This is a genomic window from Dolomitihabitans soli (assembly GCF_022213955.1).
Taxonomy (GTDB): domain Bacteria; phylum Actinomycetota; class Actinomycetes; order Streptosporangiales; family Streptosporangiaceae; genus Streptosporangium_A; species Streptosporangium_A soli.
This window is the reverse complement of sequence record NZ_JAKNTW010000005.1, coordinates 194,176-218,206: the sequence shown is the minus strand read 5'-3', so window position 1 is coordinate 218,206 and position 24,031 is coordinate 194,176. Positions and strand designations below refer to the sequence as shown.

20 protein-coding genes are annotated in these 24,031 nt (G+C 70.6%); 4 read left to right on the top strand and 16 right to left on the bottom strand.

Going from position 1 to position 24,031, the window contains the following annotated elements; all coding sequences use genetic code 11:
- From MBA17_RS11895 to MBA17_RS11880, 4 genes are all read right to left on the bottom strand, one after another.
- A complete protein-coding gene (locus tag MBA17_RS11895) occupies positions 1-1,410 on the bottom strand; it encodes a sugar porter family MFS transporter (protein WP_238496449.1) in 1,410 nt (469 codons plus the stop codon).
- A gap of 107 nt (positions 1,411-1,517) precedes the next feature.
- Positions 1,518-4,031 (bottom strand): polynucleotide kinase-phosphatase, encoded by a 2,514-nt coding sequence (locus MBA17_RS11890; RefSeq protein ID WP_238496448.1) that lies wholly within the window; start codon positions 4,029-4,031, stop codon positions 1,518-1,520.
- The gene (locus MBA17_RS11885; RefSeq protein ID WP_238496447.1) at positions 4,028-5,578 is read right to left on the bottom strand and encodes a 3' terminal RNA ribose 2'-O-methyltransferase Hen1; all 1,551 of its coding nucleotides are present in this window, start codon (positions 5,576-5,578) and stop codon (positions 4,028-4,030) included. The genes MBA17_RS11890 and MBA17_RS11885 overlap by 4 nt, the downstream gene beginning before the upstream one ends.
- 78 nt (positions 5,579-5,656) lie before the next feature.
- Positions 5,657-6,580: an LLM class F420-dependent oxidoreductase gene (locus MBA17_RS11880; protein WP_238496446.1), complete on the bottom strand. Its 924-nt coding sequence runs from the start codon at positions 6,578-6,580 to the stop codon at positions 5,657-5,659.
- Between the two features lie 117 nt (positions 6,581-6,697).
- On the opposite strand from MBA17_RS11880, the gene MBA17_RS11875 reads away from it, so the two are divergent.
- On the top strand, positions 6,698-7,726 hold the full coding sequence (locus MBA17_RS11875) for a glycoside hydrolase family 18 protein (protein WP_238496445.1): 1,029 nt from the start codon (positions 6,698-6,700) through the stop codon (positions 7,724-7,726).
- Between the two features lie 207 nt (positions 7,727-7,933).
- Here MBA17_RS11875 and MBA17_RS11870 read toward each other — a convergent pair whose 3' ends face one another.
- A complete protein-coding gene (locus MBA17_RS11870) occupies positions 7,934-9,175 on the bottom strand; it encodes a class I SAM-dependent RNA methyltransferase (protein WP_455432745.1) in 1,242 nt (413 codons plus the stop codon).
- A gap of 40 nt (positions 9,176-9,215) precedes the next feature.
- Positions 9,216-11,249 (bottom strand): APC family permease, encoded by a 2,034-nt coding sequence (locus MBA17_RS11865; RefSeq protein WP_238496444.1) that lies wholly within the window; start codon positions 11,247-11,249, stop codon positions 9,216-9,218.
- A 113-nt stretch (positions 11,250-11,362) separates the two neighbouring features.
- Between MBA17_RS11865 and MBA17_RS11860 the strand changes: the two genes are divergently transcribed.
- Together MBA17_RS11860 and MBA17_RS11855 are read left to right on the top strand one after the other, a co-directional pair.
- A complete protein-coding gene (locus tag MBA17_RS11860; protein WP_238496443.1) occupies positions 11,363-12,028 on the top strand; it encodes a potassium channel family protein in 666 nt (221 codons plus the stop codon).
- Positions 12,028-12,687, top strand: a complete 660-nt coding sequence (locus MBA17_RS11855; RefSeq protein ID WP_238496442.1) for a potassium channel family protein — start codon at positions 12,028-12,030, stop codon at positions 12,685-12,687. The genes MBA17_RS11860 and MBA17_RS11855 overlap by 1 nt, the downstream gene beginning before the upstream one ends.
- Positions 12,688-12,902: 215 nt before the next feature.
- On the opposite strand, the gene MBA17_RS11850 is transcribed toward MBA17_RS11855, so the two are convergent.
- The 6 genes from MBA17_RS11850 to valS form a co-directional block, all read right to left on the bottom strand.
- The gene (locus MBA17_RS11850) at positions 12,903-13,577 is read right to left on the bottom strand and encodes a DUF3159 domain-containing protein (protein ID WP_238496441.1); all 675 of its coding nucleotides are present in this window, start codon (positions 13,575-13,577) and stop codon (positions 12,903-12,905) included.
- Positions 13,578-13,599: 22 nt separating this feature from the next.
- Positions 13,600-13,992 (bottom strand): OB-fold nucleic acid binding domain-containing protein, encoded by a 393-nt coding sequence (locus MBA17_RS11845; RefSeq protein ID WP_238496440.1) that lies wholly within the window; start codon positions 13,990-13,992, stop codon positions 13,600-13,602.
- A gap of 116 nt (positions 13,993-14,108) precedes the next feature.
- Positions 14,109-14,783 carry a DUF3710 domain-containing protein gene (locus tag MBA17_RS11840; protein ID WP_238496439.1) on the bottom strand — a complete coding sequence of 225 codons (675 nt, stop codon included), beginning with the start codon at positions 14,781-14,783 and terminating at the stop codon, positions 14,109-14,111.
- Between the two features lie 24 nt (positions 14,784-14,807).
- Positions 14,808-15,242: a dUTP diphosphatase gene (dut, locus tag MBA17_RS11835; protein ID WP_238496438.1), complete on the bottom strand. Its 435-nt coding sequence runs from the start codon at positions 15,240-15,242 to the stop codon at positions 14,808-14,810.
- An 82-nt stretch (positions 15,243-15,324) separates the two neighbouring features.
- Entirely contained in the window at positions 15,325-16,542 is a 1,218-nt protein-coding gene (locus MBA17_RS11830) for an AI-2E family transporter (RefSeq protein ID WP_238496437.1), read from the bottom strand.
- Positions 16,543-16,718: 176 nt separating this feature from the next.
- Positions 16,719-19,241 carry a valine--tRNA ligase gene (gene valS / locus MBA17_RS11825; protein WP_238496436.1) on the bottom strand — a complete coding sequence of 841 codons (2,523 nt, stop codon included), beginning with the start codon at positions 19,239-19,241 and terminating at the stop codon, positions 16,719-16,721.
- A gap of 76 nt (positions 19,242-19,317) precedes the next feature.
- Here valS and MBA17_RS11820 point away from each other — a divergent pair, with 76 nt between their 5' ends.
- On the top strand, positions 19,318-19,614 hold the full coding sequence (locus tag MBA17_RS11820; RefSeq protein WP_238496435.1) for a DUF4235 domain-containing protein: 297 nt from the start codon (positions 19,318-19,320) through the stop codon (positions 19,612-19,614).
- A gap of 2 nt (positions 19,615-19,616) precedes the next feature.
- Here MBA17_RS11820 and MBA17_RS11815 read toward each other — a convergent pair whose 3' ends face one another.
- From MBA17_RS11815 to MBA17_RS11800, 4 genes are all read right to left on the bottom strand, one after another.
- A complete protein-coding gene (locus tag MBA17_RS11815) occupies positions 19,617-20,990 on the bottom strand; it encodes an alpha,alpha-trehalose-phosphate synthase (UDP-forming) (RefSeq protein ID WP_238496434.1) in 1,374 nt (457 codons plus the stop codon).
- A 79-nt stretch (positions 20,991-21,069) separates the two neighbouring features.
- The gene (locus MBA17_RS11810) at positions 21,070-22,026 is read right to left on the bottom strand and encodes a hypothetical protein (protein ID WP_238496433.1); all 957 of its coding nucleotides are present in this window, start codon (positions 22,024-22,026) and stop codon (positions 21,070-21,072) included.
- A gap of 34 nt (positions 22,027-22,060) precedes the next feature.
- Positions 22,061-22,360 carry a DUF4193 domain-containing protein gene (locus MBA17_RS11805; protein WP_203983026.1) on the bottom strand — a complete coding sequence of 100 codons (300 nt, stop codon included), beginning with the start codon at positions 22,358-22,360 and terminating at the stop codon, positions 22,061-22,063.
- 273 nt (positions 22,361-22,633) lie between these two features.
- The gene (locus tag MBA17_RS11800; protein ID WP_274385324.1) at positions 22,634-23,965 is read right to left on the bottom strand and encodes a sensor histidine kinase; all 1,332 of its coding nucleotides are present in this window, start codon (positions 23,963-23,965) and stop codon (positions 22,634-22,636) included.
- Between the last annotated feature and the right edge of the window lie 66 nt (positions 23,966-24,031).

The following is a 24,031-nucleotide window of genomic DNA, read 5'->3' as shown; positions in this document are numbered from 1 at the left end:
TCACCCCATCTCCTCAAGTTTCTTGCCCTTGGTCTCCTTGACGAACACGACCACGAAGATGAAGGACAGGACGGCCATCGCCGAGTAGCCGACATAGGCGCCCGACAGGCTCCACGCCGACAGGCTGGGGAACGACACGGTGATCAGCCAGTTGGCCAGCCACTGCGCGGTGGCGGCGACGGCCAGGGCCGTCGCGCGGATGCGGTTGGGGAACATCTCACCCAGCAGCACCCATACGACGACACCCCAGGACAGGGCGAAGAACAGCACGAACACGTGCGCGGCGATCAGCGCCACCGTGCCCTGCGTCTCCGGCAGGGTGACGGCCTCGCCGACCTTGATCGCGCCGCTGAACGCCCAGGCCGCGGTGCCCAGTGCGATCGCCATGCCCGCCGAGCCGACCAGCAGCAGCGGTTTGCGGCCGATCTTGTCGACCAGCGAGATCGCGATGAACGTGCCCACGATGTTGATGATCGAGGTCGAGAAGCTGATCAGCAGCGAGTCGCTCTGGTTGATGCCCACCGACTGCCACAGTGAGGCCGAGTAGTAGAAGATCACGTTGATGCCGACGAACTGCTGGAACACCGACAGGGCGATGCCGACCCAGACGATGCTCTGCAGGCCGAGCGCCGTCCCTCGCAGGTCGCGCAGCGTGGGCCGGCGCTCGCCCTTCAGCACCGCCTGGATCTCCGCCACCCGGGCGTCGACATCGACCTTGTCACCCTCGACGTCGCGCAGGACCCGCTTGGCCGCAGGGATCCTGCCCACCGAGACGAGGAACCTGGGCGACTCCGGGATGATCGTCGCGAAGATCAGATAGAGCAGGGCGGGCACCGCGCAGGCGCCGAGCATCCACTGCCAGGCCTGCAGCCCGAAGATCTCGTTGTTCACGTTCCCGCCGGCGCGCTGCGCGATCGCGTAGTTGACGAGCTGCGACACCGCGATGCCCAGGACGATCGCGAGCTGCTGGAACGAGCCCAGCCTGCCCCGGTACGCCGGCGGCGCGACCTCCGCGATGTAGGCGGGCCCGATCACCGAGGCGATCCCGATCGCGACACCCGCCATGACCCGCCACAGGGCCAGATCCCAGATCGCGAACGGCAGCGCCTGCCCGATCGAGCTGATCGCGAACACGATCGCGGCGATCTGCATGGTTCGGGTGCGGCCCAGCCGATTCGCCAGCATGCCGGCTATCCACGCGCCTAGTGCCGAGCCCAGCAGGGCCGCCGCGACCGTCGCCCCGATCTGGACAGGCCCGACGTTGAAGTGCTTCTGGATGCCGGTGACCGCCCCGTTGATCACCGCACTGTCATAGCCGAACAGGAAACCGCCGATGGCTGCTGCCGCCGTGATGAAAACGACGTGGCCCAGCCTCTCCTGGTGCGTGCCCGGCGAAGATGTGGCTCCCATGCCGATCCTTACCCCGAAAAGGACGCCGTAGCGACTACGGCAGGTGGGAGACACCTACCCATCGCTCACGTACCGTCACCTTTGTGGGCTGATCAGGCGTTCTGTGGTCACAGACGAGGGTCTACCGGCTCGGATTCCAGGGCCAGCACCGCGAAGACGGGCTCGTGGACCCGCCACAGCGGATCCCCCTCCGTCAGCCGGGCCAGCGCCTCCAGCCCCAGCGCGTGTTCCCGCAGCGCCATCGACCGCTTCCGGCCCAGGAAACGGTTGCGCAGCACGTCGAGGCTCTCGGTGTAGTCGGGGCCGTAGATGATCCGGAGATACTCCCGGCCGCGCACCTTGATCCCCGGCTGCACGCGCCCCTCCGTGAACTGGGCGGGCTTGACGACCATGCCCTCGCCGCCCTCGGCGGTGAGCGCCTTCCACCAGCCGACGGCCGCCTCCCGGGACGCCTCGTCGGCCAGGTCGACGAAGACGCTCCTGGTGGGCGCGATCAGCTCGGACTCAAGGCGGGACAGCACGCCCAGGTGCCAGGCGTGCGGTTCCCGCGTGGCGAGCAGGCGGCCCTCGCAGGCGAGGATCTGGAACGGGGCGAGCCGTACGCCCTCCAGGCCGGAGACGGGCCAGCAGTAACGGGCGTAGGCGTCGCGGAAGCGGGCGGCGTTCTCGTGGCGGCGGCGGGTGTGGTCGAGCAGCGTGCCCACGTCGATCCCGCGCGCGGCGGCCGACTCCAGCGCCGCGACGGCCTCCGGCAGCGCCGTGCGGGCCGCCGCCCCCACCGAGGCGTACTGCCGGCGGATCAGCTCGCCCGCCTTCGCCGACCAGGGCAGCAGCTCGCAGTCGAGCACCACCCAGTCGGAGCCGAGCTCCTCCCAGAGCGGGGCGAGGTCGTGCCGCAGCCGGGCGACCAGCTCGGTGACCAGCGCGGGGTCGGTGAAGAACGGACGGCCGGTGCGCGTGTAGACGGCCCCGGTACCGCCGTCGTCCACGCCGAACCTGGCCGCGGCCACCTCAGGGGTGCGGGCCAGTACGGCCACCGCCCGCGAGCCCATGTGCTTCTCCTCGCACACCACCTCGCCCACACCCGCCTGGTGATACTCCGCGAACGCCTCGGCCGGGTGCTCCAGATAGCCCTCCAGCCTGGAGGTCTCCGGCGGCGCCATGGTCGGCGGCAGGTAGACGAGCCAGCGGGGATCGGCCGCGAACCGGCTCATGATCTCCAGCGCGGCGGCGGAGTTCTCCTCCCGTACCTTGATCCGCCCGCCGAACCTGGTGTCGACGTGCCGGGTGCCCGCGACGTCGCCGAGGTCGAGCACCGCGGGGTCGCGGCGCCCGGCGGCGGCGGCCAGCGGCTTGACCGGCTCGTACCAGACCTGCTCGGCGGGCACCGAGACGAGTTCTCGCTCGGGGTGGCGCAGCGCGGTCAGGGCGCCGCCGAACACGCAGCCGGTGTCCAGGCAGATCGTGTTGTTGACCCATTCGGGCTCGGGGATCGGCGTGTGACCGTAGACGACCGTCGCGCGGCCGCGGTACTCCTCGGCCCAGGGATAGCGCACCGGCAGGCCGTACTCGTCGGTCTCGCCGGTCGTGTCGCCGTAGAGGGCGAAGGAGCGGACCCGGCCGGAGGCGCGGCCGTGGTACTCCTCCTTGAGCCCCGCGTGCGCGACCACCAGCCCGCCGCCGTCGAGCTGGTAGTGGCTGATCAGGCCGTCCATGAACAGCCTGGCCCGCTCGACGAACTCCGGCGGCTCCAGCGCGAGCTGTTCCAGTGATCGCTCCAGGCCGTGCGCGACCCTGACCTTCCTGCCGTTCAGCGAGCGGGCGAGCTTCTGCTCATGGTTGCCCGAGACGCACAGCGCGGTCCCGGCCGCGACCATGCCCATGACCAGGCGCAGCACGCCCGGCGAGTCGGGCCCGCGGTCGACCAGGTCGCCGACGAAGACGGCGGTCCTGCCCTCCGGGTGGGTGGCGCCGACCGCCCGGCCGTCGGCGCGTTCGATCTGCCAGCCGAGGGTGCCGAGCAGGGTCTCCAGCTCGGAGCGGCAGCCGTGCACGTCGCCGATCAGGTCGAAGGGGCCGGTGAGGTCGCGTTTGTCGGTCCACGCCCGCTCGCGGGACACGGTGGCCGCGTCGATCTCCTCGACGCCGCGCAGGACGTGGACCCGGCGGAAACCGTCCCTGGAGATCTTGCTCATGGATCTCCGCAGGTCCTTGCGCTGCCGCACCACGACCGCGGGCCCGAAGGCGCGCTCCGGCCGTACGGCGTTGCGGTCGATCGCCAGCTGCTCGGGCACGTCCAGCACGATCGCGTCGGCCAGCACGTTGTGCGACCTGGCCAGCTCGATGAGCGACTTGCGGGACTCCCACTGCACGTTGGTGGCGTCCACCACGGTGAGCAGGCCCCTGCGCAGCCGGGTGCCGACGATGTAGTGCAGCACGTCGAAGGCGTCACCGGTGGCGGCCTGGTCGGTCTCGTCGTCGGCCACCAGACCGCGGCAGAAATCGGAGGAGACGATCTGGGTCGGCTTGAAGTGGCGCGACGCGAACGTCGACTTGCCGCTGCCCGACACCCCGACGAGCACCACCAGTGACAGCTCGGGAACGCTGATCTCAGAACTCATTCGCCGGTCTCCGCTCGCTCGGCACGGCTGAACACGCCCATCTGGGTCGGCGCGCCCACTTCCGGGTCCTCCTCGCCGACCGGCTGGAGCACGACGCGGTAGCCGTACCTCTCGCAGACGGCGGCGGCCCACGCGGCGAACTCGGCGCGGTCCCACTCGAACCTGTGGTCGGGGTGGCGGTGCCCGGTGAGGAACTCGTAGCGGACGTTGTACTCGGCGTTGGGGGTGGTCACGAGCACATGAACGGGCCGGGCCGCGCCGAAGACGACCCGTTCGAGGGCCGGCAGCCGCGGCGGGTCCACATGCTCGATCACCTCCATCAGCACGGCGGCGTCGTACCCGGCCAGCCGCCGGTCGGTGTAGGTCAGCGCCCCCTGGAAGAGCTCCAGCCTGCCGCGCTGGGCGTCGGGCATCCGGTCCAGCTTGAGCTTCCTGGCCGCCATCGCGAGCGCGTGCGTGGAGACGTCCACGCCGGCGATCCTGGCGAAGGCGGGCCGCTTGAGCAGGTCGGCGAGGAGTTGCCCGGATCCGCACCCGAGATCCGCGACGCTGCGCGCGCCCAGCCCTTCCAGGGCGGCCAGCACGGCCTGCCTCCGCAGCGTGCTGAGCGGCACCCTCGGCTCCCCGCCGCTCTCCTCCCCCGGCGAGCCGGCACCCTGGGGCACAACCCCGGGAGACTCCACACCTTCAGACTCCACGCCCTCAAGGGCCGCACTCTCAAGGGCGCTCGCGTTGGGCGGTGGGCTCGGCTCGTGCTCGGGAGCGGCGGGTTCCTCCTCGACGGGCGGCTCCAGGTCCTCCTCGACGTCGTCGCCGACCTCGGCCAGCCGGGCGAACGCGGTGCGGGTCAGCGCCCAGCGGCGGCCCAGGTATCTGCGGGTGATCACCCCTCGCTCGGGGTGGGTGGCGAGCCAGCCCTCCCCCGCCCTGATCAGCTTGTCGACCTCGTCGGCCGCGATCCAGTAGTGCTTGGCGTCGTCGAGGACGGGCAGCAGCACGTAGAGCTGGTTGAGCGCGTCGGCCAGCCTGACCTCACCGCTCAGGGCCAGCCGTACGTAACGCGAGTCGCCCCACTCGGGAAACCCCTCGTCCAGCGGTACGGCACGCGCCTCGGCCCGCCAGCCCAGCGGCTCGAACAGCCGGGCGGCCAGCTCGGGACCTCCCCGGCAGGGCAGGGCGGGCAGCGTGATCTCCAGCGGAACCGGCCCGGCGGCGAGCCCGGGCCGCGCGTCGCAGCGCCCGGTGCGCGCCGTGCGGAACACGTCGGCCAGCGCCACGGCCAGCAGCGAGGAGGCGGCGTAGGGACGGTCGTTGACGTACTGGCTGAGGCTGAAGTCCGGGGAGGAGCGCCCGCGGGAGCGCACCAGCTTGATCGGGTCCACGTCGAGCATCAGCGCGGCCGTGCACCGGTCCGCTGCCGCCTCGGGGTAGAAGACGCGTGCCATGCCGAACGACTGCCCGAACTCCTGGACCCGATCTGGATGCTTGTGCAGCAGAAAACCCAGGTCGGTGGCGGGTTTCGCGGTCGTCGTAATCGTCAGCAGCACGCTCGCCAGTCTGGCGCACCCGGCACCGCACCGCGACCCGTTATCAGCCGGTACGGCAGGCCGTACCGGCTGATGACGTCACATGTGCGGCAGGACCTCTGCGGCCAGGAGTTCCAGGTGGTCGAGGTCGGACAGGTCGAGAACCTGCAGGTAGATCCGCTCGCAGCCGGCCTCGGCGAACGCGCCGATCTTCTCCGCCACCTCGGCGGGAGTGCCGGCCAGGCCGTTCTCCCGGAGCTCGGCGGGCTCGCGGCCGATCGCGGCGGCGCGCCTGGCGATCTCGGCCTCGTCGGTGCCGCAGCACACGATCTGCGCCGCCGAGTAGATCATCGACTGCCTGTCCACGGCCGCACAGGCGGCGCGCACCCGCTCGATGGCGGTCGCGGTGTCCTCCAGGCTGCTGAAGGGCACGTTGTACTCGTCGGCGAAGGCCGCCGCGAGCCGGGGCGTGCGCTTGGCGCCCGAGCCGCCGATGATGACCGGCGGCCTCGGCCGCTGCGCCGGCTTGGGCAGCGCGGGCGAGTCGACCAGGCGGTAGTGCGCCCCGTCGAAGGAGAAGGTCTTGCCCGCGGGGGTGCCCCAGAGGCCGGTGACGATCTCCAGCTGCTCCTCGAACCGGGCGAAACGCTCGCCGAGCGGCGGGAAGGGGATGCCGTACGCCTGGTGCTCCTCCTCGAACCAGCCGGTGCCGATGCCGAGTTCGACCCGGCCGCCGCTCATCTGGTCGACCTGCGCGACGCTGATCGCGAGGACGCCCGGCAACCGGAAGGTGCCGGCGGTGACGAGGGTGCCGAGCCTGATCGTGGAGGTCTCCCTGGCCAGGCCGGCCAGCGTGATCCAGGAGTCCGTGCCGCCCGGCCCCGGATCGCCGTCCCCCATGCGGACGTAGTGGTCGGAACGGAAGAAAGCGTCGAAGCCGAGCCGCTCGGCGGCCCGGGCGACCGCGAGAAGGTCGTCGTAGCTGGCGCCCTGCTGGGGCTCGGTGAAGATCCTCAACTTCATGACTTCATTATCCGGGCACATCGGACTCGATCGGCTGAGCGCCCCCCCTTCTGAGGAGCACGCGGTAATATTGCGAGTGCGCTGAGTAGCCGCATGGTGAACAGGAGGCCCTGTCCGATGTCGGAGCGACCTCCCGGCACCCTTCCAGGGCCCGTCACCGCGCTGGCCGCGATCGCGCTGGCCGCCGCCACCGGCACGGCCATCTGGCTGCTGCCCGCCGAGGCCGGAGACGACCGGAGGGCTCCCGCAACCGCAGCCGCAGCCGCCGGTCTGCCCCTGAGCGCGGCGACCGAGCTGTCCGGCATCGATCGCAGGCTGGTCCCCTCGATGACCTCCCGGCCTCGGGGGTTCGTCGGCTTCGTGGACACCGCCCGCACCCCGGGGTTCGACCTCTCCGCCGATTCCAGGCGCACCGGCGTGCGGTTCTACACCCTCGGCCACCTCACCGCCGGGCCTGACGGTTGCACTCCCCGATGGCACGGCATGCTCGCGCAGGGTCGCGACCCGGTGGCCAACCGGCTGGCGGGCCTGCGCACCGCGGGCGGCGACGCGGGGCTGTCCTTCGGCGGCGCGGGCCGGGACCCGGCCGACGCCTGCACCGACCAGGACCGGCTGACCGCGGCCTACCGCCGGGTGGTCGGCGCCTTCGACCCGTCCCATCTCGACTTCGAGGTCACCGGCGACTCCGACCACGCGGCGGCCCTGCGCCGGGCCGGGGCCGTCATCGCGCTCAAGGACCACGCCCCCGAGCTGGAGGTGGGCTTCTCGCTGCCGCTCTCCCCCACCGGCCTCGCCGACCACCATGTGCGGATGCTCCGCGAGACCGCCGAGGCGGGCGCCGTCGTCGACACGGTCAACCTCCTCGCGCCGCTGCGTCCCGTCCCCGACGGCGGGCACCGGCACGCGCTGGCGTCCGCCGCCCGCGTCGCCCGTGACCAGATCGCCATCGCGCTGGGCATCCCCCCGGCGCGGGCCTGGCGGCGCGTCGCGCTGACCACGGTGCTGGCGGCCTCCACCGACCTGAGCCAGGCCGACGCGGAGGAACTCACCGCGTTCGCCGCGCGCAACGAACTGGCCTGGCTCTCCACCAGGGGAGCGCGACCCACCGCCGACGTGCTGAAGATCCTCAGCGAACCACGGGTATGACCTCGCGAACCGCAGAGGTGCGTCGCCGGCGATCCGCGGGGTGACTTCGCCGGCCGCGCGTGCGACCTGCGGGGCGGCTCGCGAGCCACACGTACACCCCGACGGGCCGCCAAATGCCACCCCAGCGACCCACGAACCGCATATACACCCGAGCGACCCACGGAGCGATCCGCGAGCCGCGGGCGCGGTCTCAGCGAGCGTGCGACCTCAGGGAGCCGCGGGTGTGAGCAGCGCGACGCACTCCACGTGGTGAGTCATCGGGAAGGCGTCGAAGGCGCGCAGCTCGGCGAGCCGGTAGCCGTGCCCGGCCAGCCAGGCGATGTCCCTGGCCAGGGTGGCGGGGTCGCACGAGACGTAGACGATCCGGCCGGCTTCGAGCGAGGCGATCCGGTCGACGACGTCACGGCCGAGCCCCGCGCGCGGCGGGTCCACCACCACCAGGTCGGCCCGCTCGATGCCGAACTTCTCCAGCGCGTTCTCGACCCTCCCGCGCTCGATCTCCGCCTGCGGCAGGTCGGCGAGGTTGCGCTGGGCGTCCTGCACGGTGGCGGCCTCCGACTCCACGCCCAGCACCCCGCCGTCGGGCCCGACGGCCTCGGCGAGCGCGGCGGTGAACAGCCCGGCCCCGCAGTACAGGTCGAGCACCCACTCCCCCGGCCGCGGCGCCGCGAAGTCGAGCACCGCTCCCAGCAGCGTCTCCGGCGCGCCGGGATGCACCTGCCAGAAGCCGCTTCCGGTCACCTCGAAGGTCCGGTCGCCCACCCGCTCGCGCAGCCGTCCGGAGCCGCGCGCCGCCTCGGTACGGCCGCGGCCCTCGTTCACCAGCACCGCGGCCGGCGCGTCGAGCTCGGGAACGGCCACCGACCTGCGGCCCTTGGGCGCCACCACCACGGCACGGTCACCGCCGGAGGCGGCGATCACCTCCACGCCCGCGGCCCCGCGCCAGTTCTTCCGCTCCGCGCCGACCGCCTCCACCTCGGGATGCGCGATCAGGCAGGCGTCGATCGGCTCGATCTCGTGCGACCGGTGGCGGCGCAGACCCAGCGTGCCGTCGTGCTGGGCGGCGAACTGGACCCGGGTGCGCCAGCCGAGGCCGTCGGGGGCGCCCGGCACCTCCTCGACGGTGACCTTGCGGTCGATCCCGGCGAGCCGGCTGAGCTGCTCGGCGATCACCTCGGCCTTCAGCCCGCGTTGCGCCGCCAGCTCGACGTGCTGCCAGTCGCAGCCGCCGCACTTGCCCGGTCCCGCGAACGGGCAGGGTGGTGACACCCTGTCGGGCGAGGGCTCCAGGATCTCGACCGCGTCGGCGCGCAGGAACTTCGCGGTCTCCTCGGTCACCTCGACGCGGACCCGCTCACCCGGCAGCGCGTGCCGTACGAAGACGACCCGCCCCTCATGCCGGCCGACGCACCAGCCACCATTGGCGACGCGTTCAACCGTGATCTCCACTGTTCCCCCGAAGGTGTTGGCGACCTGTCACCGTACCCTTTCACGAGTCGTGCCGACCGACTTCCGGCCGCGGCCTGCGTACCGATCCGGGAGCGACCGGCTCGGGGCGGCCCTTGAGCCGGTCCGCGGAGTGCAACTGCCACGGCACGCTGGTCACCATCACGCCCGGCACGAACAGCAGCCTGCCCTTCAGCCTCAGGGCGCTCTGGTTGTGCAGGATGTGCTCCCACCAGTGGCCGACGACGTATTCGGGGATGTAGACGGTGACCACGTCTCTGGGAGATCGCCTCCGCAGCGTCTTGACGTACTCGAGGATGGGACGGGTGATCTCGCGGTACGGCGAGTCGAGCATCTTCAACGGCACCGGGATGCCGTGCCGCTCCCATTCCTCCTCCAGCGCGCGGGCCTCCGCGCCGTCCACTCCGACGGTGACGGCCTCCAGGGTGGAGGGCCGGGTCGCCCTGGCGTACGCGAGGGCCCGCAGGGTGGGTTTGTGGATCTTGGAGACGAGGACGATGGCGTGGTTGCGCGCGGGCAGCATCGACGCGTCCTTCTCGAACTCCGCGGCCACGGCCAGCTCGGCCGCGACGTTGTCGTAGTGCTTCCTGATGGCCTTCATCATCAGGAAGATGACCGGCATCGCGATGCACACGATCCACGCGCCCGCCACGAACTTGGTGACCAGCACCACGACCAGGACGACCCCGGTCATGATCGCGCCGAACCCGTTGATCAGCCGCGAGCGCATCATCTGCGCGCGGATCTTCAACTCGGTCTCGGTCCGCAGCCGTCTGGTCCAGTGCAGGACCATGCCGGTCTGGCTGAGCGTGAAGGAGACGAACACCCCGACGATGTAGAGGTTGAGCAGCCTGCTGACGTCGGCGTCGAACCCCCACAGCAGCAGGCACGCGGCGCTGGCCAGGATGACGATCCCGTTGGAGAACGCGAGCCGGTCCCCGCGCGTGTGGAGCTGGCGTGGCAGGTAGCGGTCCTGGGCGAGGATCGAGCCGAGCACCGGGAAGCCGTTGTAGGCGGTGTTGGCCGCGAGGAAGAGGATGAGGGCGGTCACCGCCGAGATCACGAAGAACAGGACCGAGCCGTTGCCGAAGACCGCGTCGGCCACCTGGGAGATGATCGGCTGCTGGTAGTAGCCGGTCCCGGCAGGCCGGCCGTCGATCAGGACGTCGCGGTAGGCATAGGCGGGCTCGGCCACTTTCACTCCCGAGGCCAGGCCGAGAGTGATGATGCCGCTGAACATGGTCACCGCGACCACGCCCATCATCAGCAGCGTGGTCGCGGCGTTCCGGCTCTTGGGCTTGCGGAAGGCCGGCACGCCGTTGCTGATCGCCTCCACACCGGTCAGCGCCGCACACCCCGAGGAGAAGGCCCGCAGCACCAGGAAGGCCAGCGCGAAGGACGCCAGGTCGGTCTGCTCGGCGACGATCTCGTAGTCGGCGGTGGGCGCGCGCAGTTCGTCGCCCAGGACCAGCAGCCGGAACCCGCCCCAGAGGATCATGCCGATCACGGCGACCATGAAGGCGTAGGTCGGGATGGCGAAGGCGGCGCCGGACTCGCGGAGGCCGCGCAGGTTGACCAGTGTCAGGACGACGACGATGAGGATGGCCACCAGCGGTTTGTGCTCGGCGACGAACGGGATGGTCGCGCCGACGTAGTCGACGCCGTTGGCCACGGACACCGCGACGGTGAGCACGTAGTCGACCATCAGCGCGCTGGCCACGGTGAGCCCGGCGTTGCTGCCGAGGTTGACCGTGGCCACCTCGTAGTCGCCGCCGCCGCTCGGGTAGGCGTGCACGTTCTGCCGGTAGGAGGCCACCACGGTGAGCATGACCACCACGACGGCGAGCGCGATCCATGGGCTGAAGTGGTAGAAGGACACTCCGGCGAGCGAGAGGATGACCAGGATCTCCTGCGGCGCGTAGGCCACCGACGACAACGCGTCACTGGCGAACACGGGCAGCGCGATCCGCTTCGGAAGCAGCTGCTCGTGCAGCTGCGTACTCCGCAGCGCCCGTCCCACGAGGAGGCGCTTGGCGAGATCCGTCACTTTCGGCACGCCAGCCGATGCTAGTCCCGATAGCCGGGGTCTGCTGCTTCGGCACTCCATAAGCGGGCCATACTGACTAGGTACATATTCGGACCGCCTCAAAACGTGAGCGGCGGGGGAGAATGCATATCGTGATCATGGGATGTGGACGGGTCGGGTCGACCCTCGCGCACATCCTTGAGGACAACGGCCATTCCGTCGCGATCATCGACAGGGATCCCCAGGCGTTCCGCCGGTTGCGCGCCGGTTTTCGCGGCCGCCGGGTGACCGGCGTCGGCTTCGACAGGGATGTCCTGGAAGAGGCCGGCATCGGAGCCGCCGGCGCCTACGTGGCGGTCAGCAGCGGCGACAACTCCAACATCATCTCCGCACGGGTGGCCAGGGAGACCTTCGGCGTCGACAACGTGGTGGCCCGCATCTACGACTCCAGGCGCGCGGAGGTCTACCAGCGGCTCGGCATCCCCACGGTCGCCACGGTCCGCTGGACCGCCGACCAGATCCTGCGGCGCATCCTCCCCGAGGGGGCCGAGCCGCTCTGGCGCGACCCCACGGGCACCGTGGTGCTGGCGGAGGTCGCCTGCAACCCCGGCTGGATCGGCATCACCGCGATCGATCTGGAGGCCGCGGCCGGCGCGCGCATCGCGTTCGTCAACCGGATGGGCGAGGCGTTGCTGCCCGGCCAGGACACCGTGATCCAGGAGGGCGACATCCTGCACGTGATCGCCGCCGGCACCGACATGGAGCGGATCAACAAGGTGCTCTCCAGCGCACCGGAGGGAGATCACTGATGCGCGTCGCGATCGCGGGCGCCGGGGCGGTCGGCCGGTCCATCGCCGCCGAACTGCTGGAGAACGGCCACGAGGTCCTGCTCATCGACATCGACCCCAAGGCCATCAAGATCGACACCGTGCCGCGGGCCGAGTGGCTGCTCGCCGACGCCTGCGAGATCTCCTCTCTCGACGAGGCCGGCCTGCGCAACTGCCACGTGGTGGTCGCCGCCAGCGGTGACGACAAGGTCAACCTGGTGGTGTCGCTGCTGGCCAAGACCGAGTACGGCGTGCCGCGCGTGGTGGCCAGGACCAACCATCCCAAGAACGAGTGGTTGTTCAACGAGTCGTGGGGCGTCGACGTGGCGGTCTCCACGCCGCGCCTGCTGTCGGCGCTGGTCGAGGAGGCGGTCAGCGTCGGCGACCTGGTCCGGCTGATGACCTTCCGGCAGGGGCAGGCCAACCTGGTCGAGCTCACGCTGCCCGACGACGCGCCCGTGGTGGGACAGCGCTCGGGTGCGGTGCCGTGGCCGGTCGACTCGGCGCTGGTCGCGATCCTGCGGGAGGGCCGGGTGCTGGTGCCCAGCGCCGACGACCCGCTGGAGGCCGGAGACGAGTTGCTGTTCGTGGCCTCACAGGAGGTCGAACAGGAGCTGGCCCAACTCCTCTCCCCCCACTAGCTGTTCTGTCCCGTACGGCACGCCCGCTGTCGACCACGCGCCGCGGGCGATGCGGTCTTCGGGGTCAACGCTCCTCGGGCGGCCGTGGCCAGCCGCCGTTTCGCCGAAGTGTCGACCGTTTTCGTTGGTTCGAAACCGCTCAAACGGGACTGTGGCCGATCCTGGCCCTGAAACCGCTCAGACGGGACTGGGGCAGATCCCGGTCCGGGAACCGCTCAGGCGGGGGTTGACTGGATCGGGGTTCGCCCTCTGGCGAGGAGCCACACCATCGCGCCCAGACAGGCGACCTGGAGCGGCCAGCCGAGCACCACCTTGGCGATGCCGAGCGCGGCCACGCCGTCGTCGCCCGCGGTCAGATAGATCGGGAGCTGGACCACGACTCTGATCACACAGGGCACGATCAGCAGCCAGGTGAGCCGGGAGCACAGCTTGACGATGCCGGGATCGCGGCGCCAGCCCGTCGGGTCACCGGTAACCGAGCCGATCATGAAGCCGACCAGCGGCCACCGGGTCACGATCGACAGCAGCATGGCGCCCGCGTAGCCGGCGTTGTAGAGGATGCCCGGCAGGTAGACGTCTCTTGCCTCGCCGGTGCGGGAGGCGAAGAACGCGCCGATGCCGATGCCGATCAAACTGTTGATCACGAACTGCGGGGTGGAGCGCTGTGCCAGCCGTACGACCAGCAGGAGGACGGCGAGGCTGATGCTGATGATCAGGGAGGTCTTGAGGTCCTCGGTGCTGATCCAGCCGATGGTGAAGGCGACGGTGGGCACGGCGGCCTCCAGGATGCCGCGTTTACCGCCGAGCGCCTTGGCCAACTGGGCCCGGACGGCGGCCTCCACCGTGTCGTGGGCGCTGGTCCCACCCGAGGTCACGTCGGCCGTGCTCATCGACTCGCCCACCATTTCCTGATCACGCACCGCCTACCGGGCGGAGCTCGTATCTGGGGTTGAACATGACCTTGCGCCCGTCTTGCAGGCTGACGAGGCCTTCGGCTCTGACCAGGCGGCCGGGCTCGATACCGATGATCTTTCTACGGCCGAGCCAGACCAGGTCGATCACGTCAGAGCCGTCGTACAGCTCCGCCTCCAGGGCGGGGGCTCCACCGCGGGGACGCAACGTCACCGTCCGTAGCGTACCCGCTACGCAGAATCTGCGCCGCTCGGCGCACGAGGCGATGGGAGTGGCTCCGTGGCGGTCAAGGTCTTCCTGGAGTTCCTCGGCCTCCAGTTCGGCCTGGCTTGTGGCCAGCCGCCGGAAGAATCCGCGGAACCCCTTCTGTTTGTGGGGCTCTGCCGCACTCACGACCTTTTCCTCTCAACCATGATGAGTCAGCCTATGCGATGGCATGACAGCGGTCGCCTTCTCGATGTCACCGAGTTTCACCGATCTCGGGCTCCCGCTTCCTGACGAGGTGAGCGTCAGCGGGTCTCGCTGATCTCGGGCCCTCGCTCCAGCGGGTTGAGACCGGGCCGGTCGTTCTCCGCGGCGTGCTGCTCGGCGGCCTGCCGCGCGTCCGCGGGCAGCCGCAGCGCGATGGCCTCCTTGGGTGCCATCGGCTCGTCGCCGCGGACGACGACGATGTCGCGGACGACCTCCTCCAGCGGCTCCGCCGCCGCCGGATCGTCGGCCGCCTGACCCGAGATCACCGCGCGCAGGAACCAGCGCGGGCCGTCGATCCCGACGTATCGCACGGCCTGGGACTCCTGGCCCTCGACGGGAACCTTCCCGGCCAGCTCGACGCCGAACGGCCCGTCACGCTCCTCCGTGCTGCCGCCCGCGTCGGCGACTCCGGTGGCGAGCTCGGCCCGCACCTCGTCCCACACGCCGGACCGCTTGGGCGCGGCGAACGCGTGGATCTGCATGGCGCTGCCCTCCACCAGCACGACAGCGCCCATGACCTGGTCGCCCGAGACGTTCAGCTGCACCTCGAACCCCTCGCCGACGGGCATGAGCAGACCTCCCAGGTCCACCCGGTCCCGCTTGGGGTGGGGCTCCTCGGAGTCCCATGGACCGGTGTCCCTGGCGGGGGCCTGCGGCTCCTGCTCGGTCACGGCCTCCGCTTGCGGCTCCGCACGACGACGACGTCGGAACACTTTCCTCACGCTCCTTGAACAGAATCAGCGACCGGTGGACCCGAATCCGCCGGCGCCGCGCGCCGACTCCGGCAACCTGTCGACCTCGTGGAAGGTTGCCCGCTCCACACGCTGGATCACCAACTGGGCGACACGGTCACCACGCCTGAGGCGGACGGCCTGCTTGGAGTCGGTGTTGAGCAGCGTCACCCTTATCTGGCCACGGTAACCCGCATCCACGGTGCCCGGCGCGTTGACGAGCGTGACACCGTACTTGGCGGCCAGGCCGGAACGCGGATGGACGAACGCGGCGTAGCCCTCGGGCAGCGCGATCGCCACCCCCGTGCCGACGATGGCCCGCTCTCCGGGCAGCAACTCGACGTCCTCGGCCGTGCACAGGTCGGCCCCGGCGTCGCCCGGATGGGCGTAGGAGGGCGCGGGCAGGCCGGGATCCAGCCGGTGGATCAGGACCTCGATCATGCGTTCACCCCGAAGCCGCAGGGCGAGGTGGTCATGGTGGAACGAGTCACGGTGGGGAACACTACCGCTACCGGCGCGCTTCTCAGCCCTTGTCTCGCGGCTCGTCGTGTCCGACGGCGGGCGTCGCGGCTCCGGCGGCGGTCGCCGCGGCCGGGACGGGCGCCTCCGGAGCCTCGGACGTCGACGTCGGAGGCGGTGGCGTCGGGGGCGTCGGCGCGGGCCCCAGGGCGGGTTGCTCGACGGGTGGATCTCGCCGGAGCTCCGGCAACGCCCGGTAGAGGACGGCGGCGATGGGCACCGCCACCGCCGCCCCGGTGATGCCCGCGAGGACGCCGCCGACCGCCAGCACCAAGATGATCGCCAGCGGGTGGAAGTTGAGCGCGCGGCCCACGATCAGCGGCTGCAGCACGTGGTTTTCCAGCTGCTGCTCGACGACCAGGATGCCGACGAAGACCAGGGCGTAGACCGGGCCTTGCGCGCCGAGCGTGACCAGGGTGGCCAGGGCGCCGGCGAAGAGGATGCCGACGATCGGGATGAAGCTCGCCAGGAAGATCAGCATCGCCAGCGGGGCCCACAGCGGCACCCCCATGCCCGCGAGCACGATGCCGATGATCACCCCGTGCACGGCCGCGACCGCCACCGTGCCCTGCACGTAGTGCGACAGCGTCTCCCAGGCCGCGGTGCCCGCCCGGTTGACCCGGGGAGCCGCCCCGCCGAACGCGCGCAGGAACCACGACCAGATCCGGTCGCCATCCTTGAGCAGGAAGAACGTGACGAACAGCAGCAGCACGATCGACGCGAGCACCTCGACGGCCACCGTGGCCCCGGTGAGCACCGTGTTGGTGATCGCGCTGCGCTGCGCGTTGAGCTGGTTGGCGATCTCGTCGAACCACGAGGTGAGCTGCGCCTGCTGGAGGTGCAGCGGCCCGGTGAGCAGCCACTTCTGCACCTCGCCCGCGGTGCTCTGGACCTGCGCGACCAGCCGGGGGAACTCGTCGTTGGCCCGCACACCCACGATCCAGCCGGTGGCCACCAGCACGGCGAACGCGACCAGCATGGTGATCCAGGTGGCCCAGATCGGCCGCAGCCCCGCCCGCCGCAGCCGGTTGGTGATCGGGAAGAGCAACGCGGTCAGCAACAGCGCGATGGCGACGGGCAGGGCGACGAACCGGAGCGTCGCCACCACCTGGGCCGAGAAGTAGACGACCACGCCGAGCAGGATGAGGCAGCCGCTCCAGGCGGCCATCGTGGCCAGCGCGGGCGGCACGAGCTGGGAGCGTCGTTCCGGGTCGGGGATCACGTGTCCAGACTGGCACGCCGGTCCGCGAAACGCGCACCTGTTTTGCCACCGCGCGACCCGGCGAGGGCCACGCGATGGCAGATCCCGGCGTCAGGTACGGCTCAGGTCAGAGTGACCACGCCCGGCTCAGGTCAGGGTGACCACCCACGGCTCAAGTCAGGGCGACCACCCACGGCTCAGGTGAGGGTGACCTCCACGGCGAGCGGCCCCGGGGTCGTGTCCAGGACGAACTCCTCGACGTGCCCGGCTCCGCACAGGTCGTCCTGTGCCTGCCGTACGGCGTCGGCCTGGGGGCCCGTGACGGTCAGGCGGGCGACCTCGGCGCGCATCGACACCTTGGCCTCCGACTTGGCCCTGCGGACGCGGCCCAGCACCTCCCCCACGGCGGCGAGCACCCCGGGGTCGCCGCCGGCGCCCAGCTCGGCGGGCTCCGGCCAGGTGGCACGGTGCACGGAGCCCTCGTGCCACCAGGACCAGACCTCCTCGGTGACGAACGGCAGGATCGGCGCGAACAGCCGGAGCTGCACGCCGAGGGCCTGGCGCAGGGCGGCCTGGGCGGATCGGGCGGGCGCGTCGGACCCGTAGGCGCGGGACTTGACGAGCTCCAGGTAGTCGTCGCAGAACTCCCAGAAGAACCGCTCGGCCGCCTCCAGCGCCCGGGTGTGGTCGTAGTCCTCGAACGCGCGGGTGGCCTCCTCGACCACGCCCCGCAGCCGGGCCAGCATCGACAGGTCGAGCGGCTCGGTGACCTCCGCCCCCTCGCCGCCGCCGAGGCCGAGCACGAACTTCGAGGCGTTGAGGATCTTGATCGCCAGGCGCCGGCCGATCTTGAGCTGGCCCGGGTCGAAGGCCGTGTCCACGCCGAGCCTGCCGCCCGCCGCCCAGTAGCGCACCGAGTCGGAGCCGTGCTGCTCCAGCAACGACATCGGGGTGACGACGTTGCCCTTCGACTTGGACATCTTCTTGCGGTCGGGGTCGAGCACCCAGCCGGAGATGGCCGCGTGCTTCCACGGGAGCCGGCCCTGCTCCAGATGCGCCCGGACCACGGTCGCGAACAGCCAGGTACGGATGATCTCGTGCGACTGGGGACGGAGGTCCATCGGGAAGACCCGCTCGAACAGGTCGTCGTCGGCGCACCAGCCGCCCGCGATCTGCGGCGAGAGCGAGGAGGTGGCCCAGGTGTCCATGATGTCGGGGTCGCCGGCGAAGCCGCCCGCCTTGCCCCGCTGGTCCTCGGTGTAGCCGGGCGGCACGTCGCTCGACGGGTCCACGGGCAGCGTGTCCTCGTCCGGCACGATGGGCCGGTCGTAGCGGGGGCGGCCGGCGTCGTCGAGGGTGTACCACACCGGAATGGGCACGCCGAAGAACCGCTGCCTGGAGATCAGCCAGTCGCCCGCCAGGCCCTGCACCCAGTTGTCGTAGCGGACCTGCATGTGCTTCGGGTGCCAGGACAGCTCGGCGCCCCGGTCGAGCAGCTTCCCGCGCAGGGCCTCCTCGCGGCCGCCGTTGCGGATGTACCACTGCCGGGTGGTGACGATCTCCAGCGGCTTCTCGCCGCGCTCGTAGAACTTCACCGGACGGGTGACGGGCCGCGGCTCCCCGTCGAGGTCGCCGCTGTCGCGGAGCAGGCCGGTCACCCGCTCCCGCGCGGCGTGGATCGTACGGCCCGCCAGCTCGGAGTAGGGGCCGGCGGGGACCCGGTCGGGCGGCTCGGGCAGCAGCCGCCCGTCCCAGCCGATCACCGGCCGGGTCGGCAGACCCAGCTCGCGCCACCAGATCACGTCGGTGAGATCGCCGAACGTGCAGATCATCGCGAGGCCCGAGCCCTTGTCGGGCTCGGCGAGGCGGTGGGCCACGACGGGCACCTCGACCCCGAAGACGGGCGTCCGCACCATGCTGCCGAACAACGCCTGGTAGCGCTCGTCGCCGGGATGCGCCACCAGGGCCACGCAGGCGGGCAGCAGCTCGGGCCGGGTCGTCTCGATCCAGACCCGCGCGCCGTCGGCCTGGTGGAAGGCGATCCGGTGGAAGGCGCCGGGCCACTCCCGGTCCTCCAGCTCGGCCTGGGCGACCGCCGTGCGGTACGTCACGTCCCAGAGGGTGGGGGCCTCCGCGACGTACGCCTCGCCGCGCGCCAGGTTGCGCAGGAAGCCCCGCTGGGACGCGGTCCTGGACCGCTCACCGATCGTCGTGTAGAGCAGCGACCAGTCGACCGACAGCCCGACCCGCTTCCAGACCTCCTCGAAGGCCTGCTCGTCGATCTCGGTGAGCCGGTCGCACAGCTCGACGAAGTTGCGCCGCGAGATCGGGATCTGCTTCTTGCCCGGACTCTCCGGCGGCACGAAGTCGGGGTCGTACGGCATGGCGGGCTCGCAGCGCACGCCGAAGTGGTTCTGCACCCGGCGCTCGGTCGGCAGCCCGTTGTCGTCCCACCCCATGGGGTAGAAGACGGACTTGCCGCGCATCCGCTGGAACCGGGCGACGAGGTCGGTGTGCGTGAAGGACAGGACGTGGCCGACGTGCAGGGAACCGGAGACGGTCGGCGGCGGCGTGTCGATCGAGTAGATCTCCTCGCGCGGCTTCGAGCGGTCGAACCGGTAGATCTCCTCGGCCTCCCAGCGGGCTACCCATACCGCTTCGAGCCCGTCGAGAGTGGGTTTCTCGGGCACGGCGGCATGGCGCGGTCGCTGATCGGTCATGCGTCCCTATGGTAGTCGGACCACTTGCCGGGAAGGACTAGGGTTTTCCGCACAGCTGGCGAAAGGGGACACAGTCATGGCCGACAAGGAGAAGCCGGACCTGGCGTGGCGCGTGATCGGGGGCCTGGTCGCACTCGGCGTGGGTTTCGCGACCCGCAAGGGCATCGAGTACGGCTGGCAGAAGGCGACGGGGAAGAAGCCGCCCGCCGATCCCGACTCCCTGGAGATCAGCATGGCCGAGGCGGTCGGCTACGCGGTGGTCACGGCGGTCGGCATGGAGGTGGCCCGGATCGTGGCGACCCGGGCCGCGGCCAAGCGCTACCGGGCGTGGTCCGCCAAGGCGGTCGCCCAGGCGGCCACGCCGAAGGCGTAGCCCTAGCTCTCCAGCGCCGTCAGGAACTCACCGGCCCAGCGGTCGACGTTGTAGGTCGCCACCCGCCTGCGCAGTGAGCGCATCCGCCTGGCCAGCTCGTGCGGGGTGGCGCGCATCCCGGTGAGCATGGCGCGTTTGAGCCCGTCGACGTCGTAGGGGTTGACCAGGAACGCCTGCCGCAACTCGTCGGCCGCCCCGGCGAACTCGCTGAGCACCAGCGCTCCGCGCAGGTCGTGGCGGCAGGCGATGTACTCCTTGGCCACCAGGTTCATGCCGTCGCGCAACGGGGTCACCACCATGACGTCGGCCGCCAGGTAGAGCGCGGCGAGTTCCTGGCGGCTGTAGGACTGGTGGAGATACTGCACGGGCTGGGTGCCGATCTCCCCCTGTTCCCCGTTGATCCGCCCGACCCGCAGCTCGATGTCGTTCCGCAGGCGGCGGTACTCCTCGACGCGTTCCCTGCTCGGGGTCGCGATCTGCACGAACGCCGCCTCGCCCGGCTTGATCGAGCCGTCGGCCAGCAGTTCGCCGAACGCCTTGAGCCGTTGCCCGATGCCCTTGGTGTAGTCGAGCCGGTCGACGCCGAGCAGCACGTACTCGGGCTCGCCGAGTTCGGCGCGGATCTCCTTGGCCCGCTCGATGACGCGCGGCTCGCGTACCAGGCTGTCCAGCTCGCCGAAGTCGACCGAGATCGGGAACGCCTCGGCGCGGATGACCCGGCCGTCGAGGTAGATCTCGTGCTTCTGGTGCTGCAGCCCGAGCAGGCGGCGCGAGAGCCGGATGAAGTTGGAGGCGCCACCCGGCCGCTGGAATCCGACCAGGTCGGCGCCGAGCAGGCCCTCCAGGATCTCTCTGCGCCACGGGAGCTGGGTGAACAGCTCCGACGGCGGGAAGGGGATGTGCAGGAAGAACCCGATCCGCAGGTCGGGCCGCAGGCGCCGGAGCATCGCGGGGACGAGCTGGAGCTGGTAGTCCTGGATCCAGACCACCGCCCCCTCGGCGGCGGCGTCGGCGGCGGCCTGGGCGAACCGCTCGTTGACCGTGCGATAGGCGTCCCACAGCACGCGGGAGTAGATGGGCGTGGCCACGACGTCGTGGTAGAGCGGCCACAGCGTGGCGTTGGAGAAGCCCTCGTAGTAGAGCTCGACCTCGGTGGCCGAGAGCGGCACCGGGATCAGGTGCATGCCGTCGTTCTCGAACGGTTCCAGCTGCTCGTCGGGAGCGCCGTGCCAGCCCAGCCACGCGCCGTCGCGGCGCTGCATGACAGGGGCGATCGCGGTCACCAGACCGCCTGGGCTACGGCGCCACTCCGCCTCGCCGACCCGGTCGACCGGTAGTCGGTTGGCGACGATGAGAAATGAGCTGCGCCCCTGCACGCGTCCTCCAAATGATCGGCTTACGACCACCTTACGAAAGCGACACGGACCGCTTTCGGGCGGCTACCGGGTGAACCGTTCACGAACCTGGGGGAAGAGCGTGGTGCCGGCGGAGATCGACGCGTACGGCTGCCGCCATCCGCCGGGTCGCCAGCCGGTTGAGCGTGCCACCCGCGACGGCGCCGGTCAGGAAGGGACCGAGGGTCGTCAGGTGGCGGCCGAGGGTGCGCATGAGCCGGTTGCGCAGCGCGGTCTTGGCGGCGGCGCCGAGGGCGAGGGTCACCGAACTGGGCGCGAGGGGGTCGACGCCGCGCTGCTTGGACCAGGCGACGGCGAAGGCCATCGCGCGCTGACCGCCGCTGCCGGGCACCTGGATGCCGTAGACCTCGTGCAACTCGGCGATGAGCTTGGTCTCGATGGCGGCGACCACGAGGGTCTCCGCGACCAGTTGCGCGGGGGCGGAGAGCAGGAGTGGAGGGGCGCCGAACTCGGCCGCGGCCAGGGCGCCGCCGACGGCGCCGACCGCCATCGTCGCCTTTGCCGCGGTGCGTACGAGGTCGTCGGCCAGGGCCTCGCCGTACAGGCCGTAGTGGTGTTCCTGGAGAGTGGCGAGATCGCGGATCGGGACGCGGGGGGCGACGGCCATGTAGACGTCGGCGAGCCATCTGCCGCGGCCCACGCCTGAGGCGCCGGCCTTTCGCGCGCCCGCGGCGAGCGAGGACATGAGGCGGCGGAGCAGCTTCCGCTGCTCGGTGCGGTCCATGTCGCCGCGCTCGGCGAGTTTGCCGACGAGCTCGGCGACCTCTTTGTTCTCACCCGACCAGCCTTCGCCTGACTGGTCTGCATCTGACTGGTCTGCATCTGACTGGTCTGCATCAGATCGTTCCGCACCGACGGGGTCCACCGGGTCGGCTTCGCTCGGCGCGAGCGCCTTCGACGACCCGGCGGCCACGGGATCGTCGTGCTCTGCGCCGGGCTCGCCGCCCGGTGGGTTGCCGGAATCGTCGTTCGACGGTCGATCCGCTTTGTTTGTCACGCTGCGGAACCTCCCTCAAGGTCCGTCGGGACGATCAGGCCGCGCACTCCCTGCAGATCTGCTGCCCGCCCTTCTCCGAGGCGAGCTGACTGCGGTGGTGCACCAGGAAGCATCGCGCACAGGTGAACTCGTCGGCCTGACGAGGTATCACCCGGAGCGAGAGCTCCTCGTTGGACAGATCGGCGCCGGGAAGCTCCAGCGACTCGGCGAGATCGGTCTCGTCGATGTCGATGCTGCCCGAGGACTTGTCGGTCCGCCGGGCCTGGAGCTCCTGGAGACTGTCCTCGTTCAGGTCGTCATCTGTCTTGCGTGGGCTGTCGTAATCGGTAGCCATTGTGTGTACTCCATCCCCCTCATCTATCTCTCTGCGCTCCGTCGCGCGCGTATAACGCCTGGGAGGCCCATCTTGTGCCCGATAGGTCCGAGAGATTTGTGCTTCGGTACCCCGCCGGGACGGCCACTGAACCTCCCCACACGTGAGTGAGCCACCGCCAATGGGAGTAGTTAGCCAAATATGGCGAAAACCACAGCATTGACGCCATGCAGCACCGCGTTCGACGGCACATCCAACCACATGTACGGCGCGAACGAGACGCCCCCCGCCGGATCAACGGCCCGAGTGTGCCTTTCCGGGCGTGATCGAAGCTCTGGGAAGGCGCACGGTGACCACCAGACCGCCGCCCTCACGGGGAACAGCGGTCACATTGCCACCATGCGCCTGCACGACCGCGCGGACGATCGACAGCCCGAGACCCGCCCCCTTGGCCGAGTCGACCCGGTCGGCGGCGAGCCGTCTGAACGGCTCGAACAGGCTGCCCACCTCGTACGCGGGAACGTGCGGCCCGGTGTTGGCCACCTGAACAAGCAGGGCCCCGTCCACCATTCCCGTCCGCACCCAAATCTTTCCCGAATCGGGAATGTTGTACTTGACCGCGTTCTCCACAAGATTGGCCACACACCGTTCAAGGAGGACAGGATCTCCTGTCGTGACGGCGGGGCTCAGGTCGCTGCTGACGGTGACCCCGGCCTCCCGCGTCACGGTGGCGAGCTGCTCCAGCGCGGTCTCCGCGACGTCCTTGACGTCCACCGGCTGCCGCACGCTCAGCTCCCGCTCACTGCGGGCCAGCAGCAGCAGTCCTTCGATGAGACGCTCGTTGCGGGCGTTGACCTCCAGGAGGGTACGGCCCAGCGTCTTGAGGTCCGGTGACGCCTCCGGATCGCTGAGGGCGATCTCCAGCACGGTCCTGTTGATGGTCAGCGGCGTGCGCAGCTCGTGCGAGGCGTTGGCCGCGAACCTCCGCTGGGTGTGGAAGGCGACGTTGAGCCGGGTCAGCATCTCGTCGAAGGTGTCGGCCAGCTCCTTGAGCTCGTCGTCGGGCCCTTTCAGGTCGATCCGCTGGTGGGCCAGGGTGTTCTCCGACATCTTCCTGGCCGCCGCCGTCATCTGCGCGACGGGCCGCAACGCCCGGTCGGCGACGAAGTAGCCGAGGATCAACGCCAGGATCCCCACTCCGATGAGCGCCAGCAGCGAGTTGCTCACCAGCCCCTGGAGCACGGTCTCGCTGGTCACTCGCCGCTGGACGACGATCGTGTCCTTCAGGTACTCGATGAGCCCCGGATCCAGGTTGCTGGGCAGTTTCACATTGATCTGCTGCTGGCTGTCGAGGACGGACTGGACGATCACGTACATGACCACTTCGAGCAGCGCCCCGGCCGCGAAGAACAGCGCGCCGTAGGTGAGCGTGAGCCGCCAGCGGATGCTCAACCGGCCGGGTATCGACCTGATGGAGTCCCAGGTCCCCTTGTCGACGGGGTGCGCGTCCAGCGGCGGCGGCCCGTCCCACGCGGGCGGGCCGGTCGGCGGCGGCGGCTGCCCCTTGGGCATGGCCGTGTCGAGCCGCTCCGTACGGCCCCGGTTCTCCGGGTGCGGGCTGATCATGGGATGCGTCGGCTCGGCCGGCCGGGGTGCCGCGAACGCCGGCCGCGAACGATCCCGCCCGGTCTG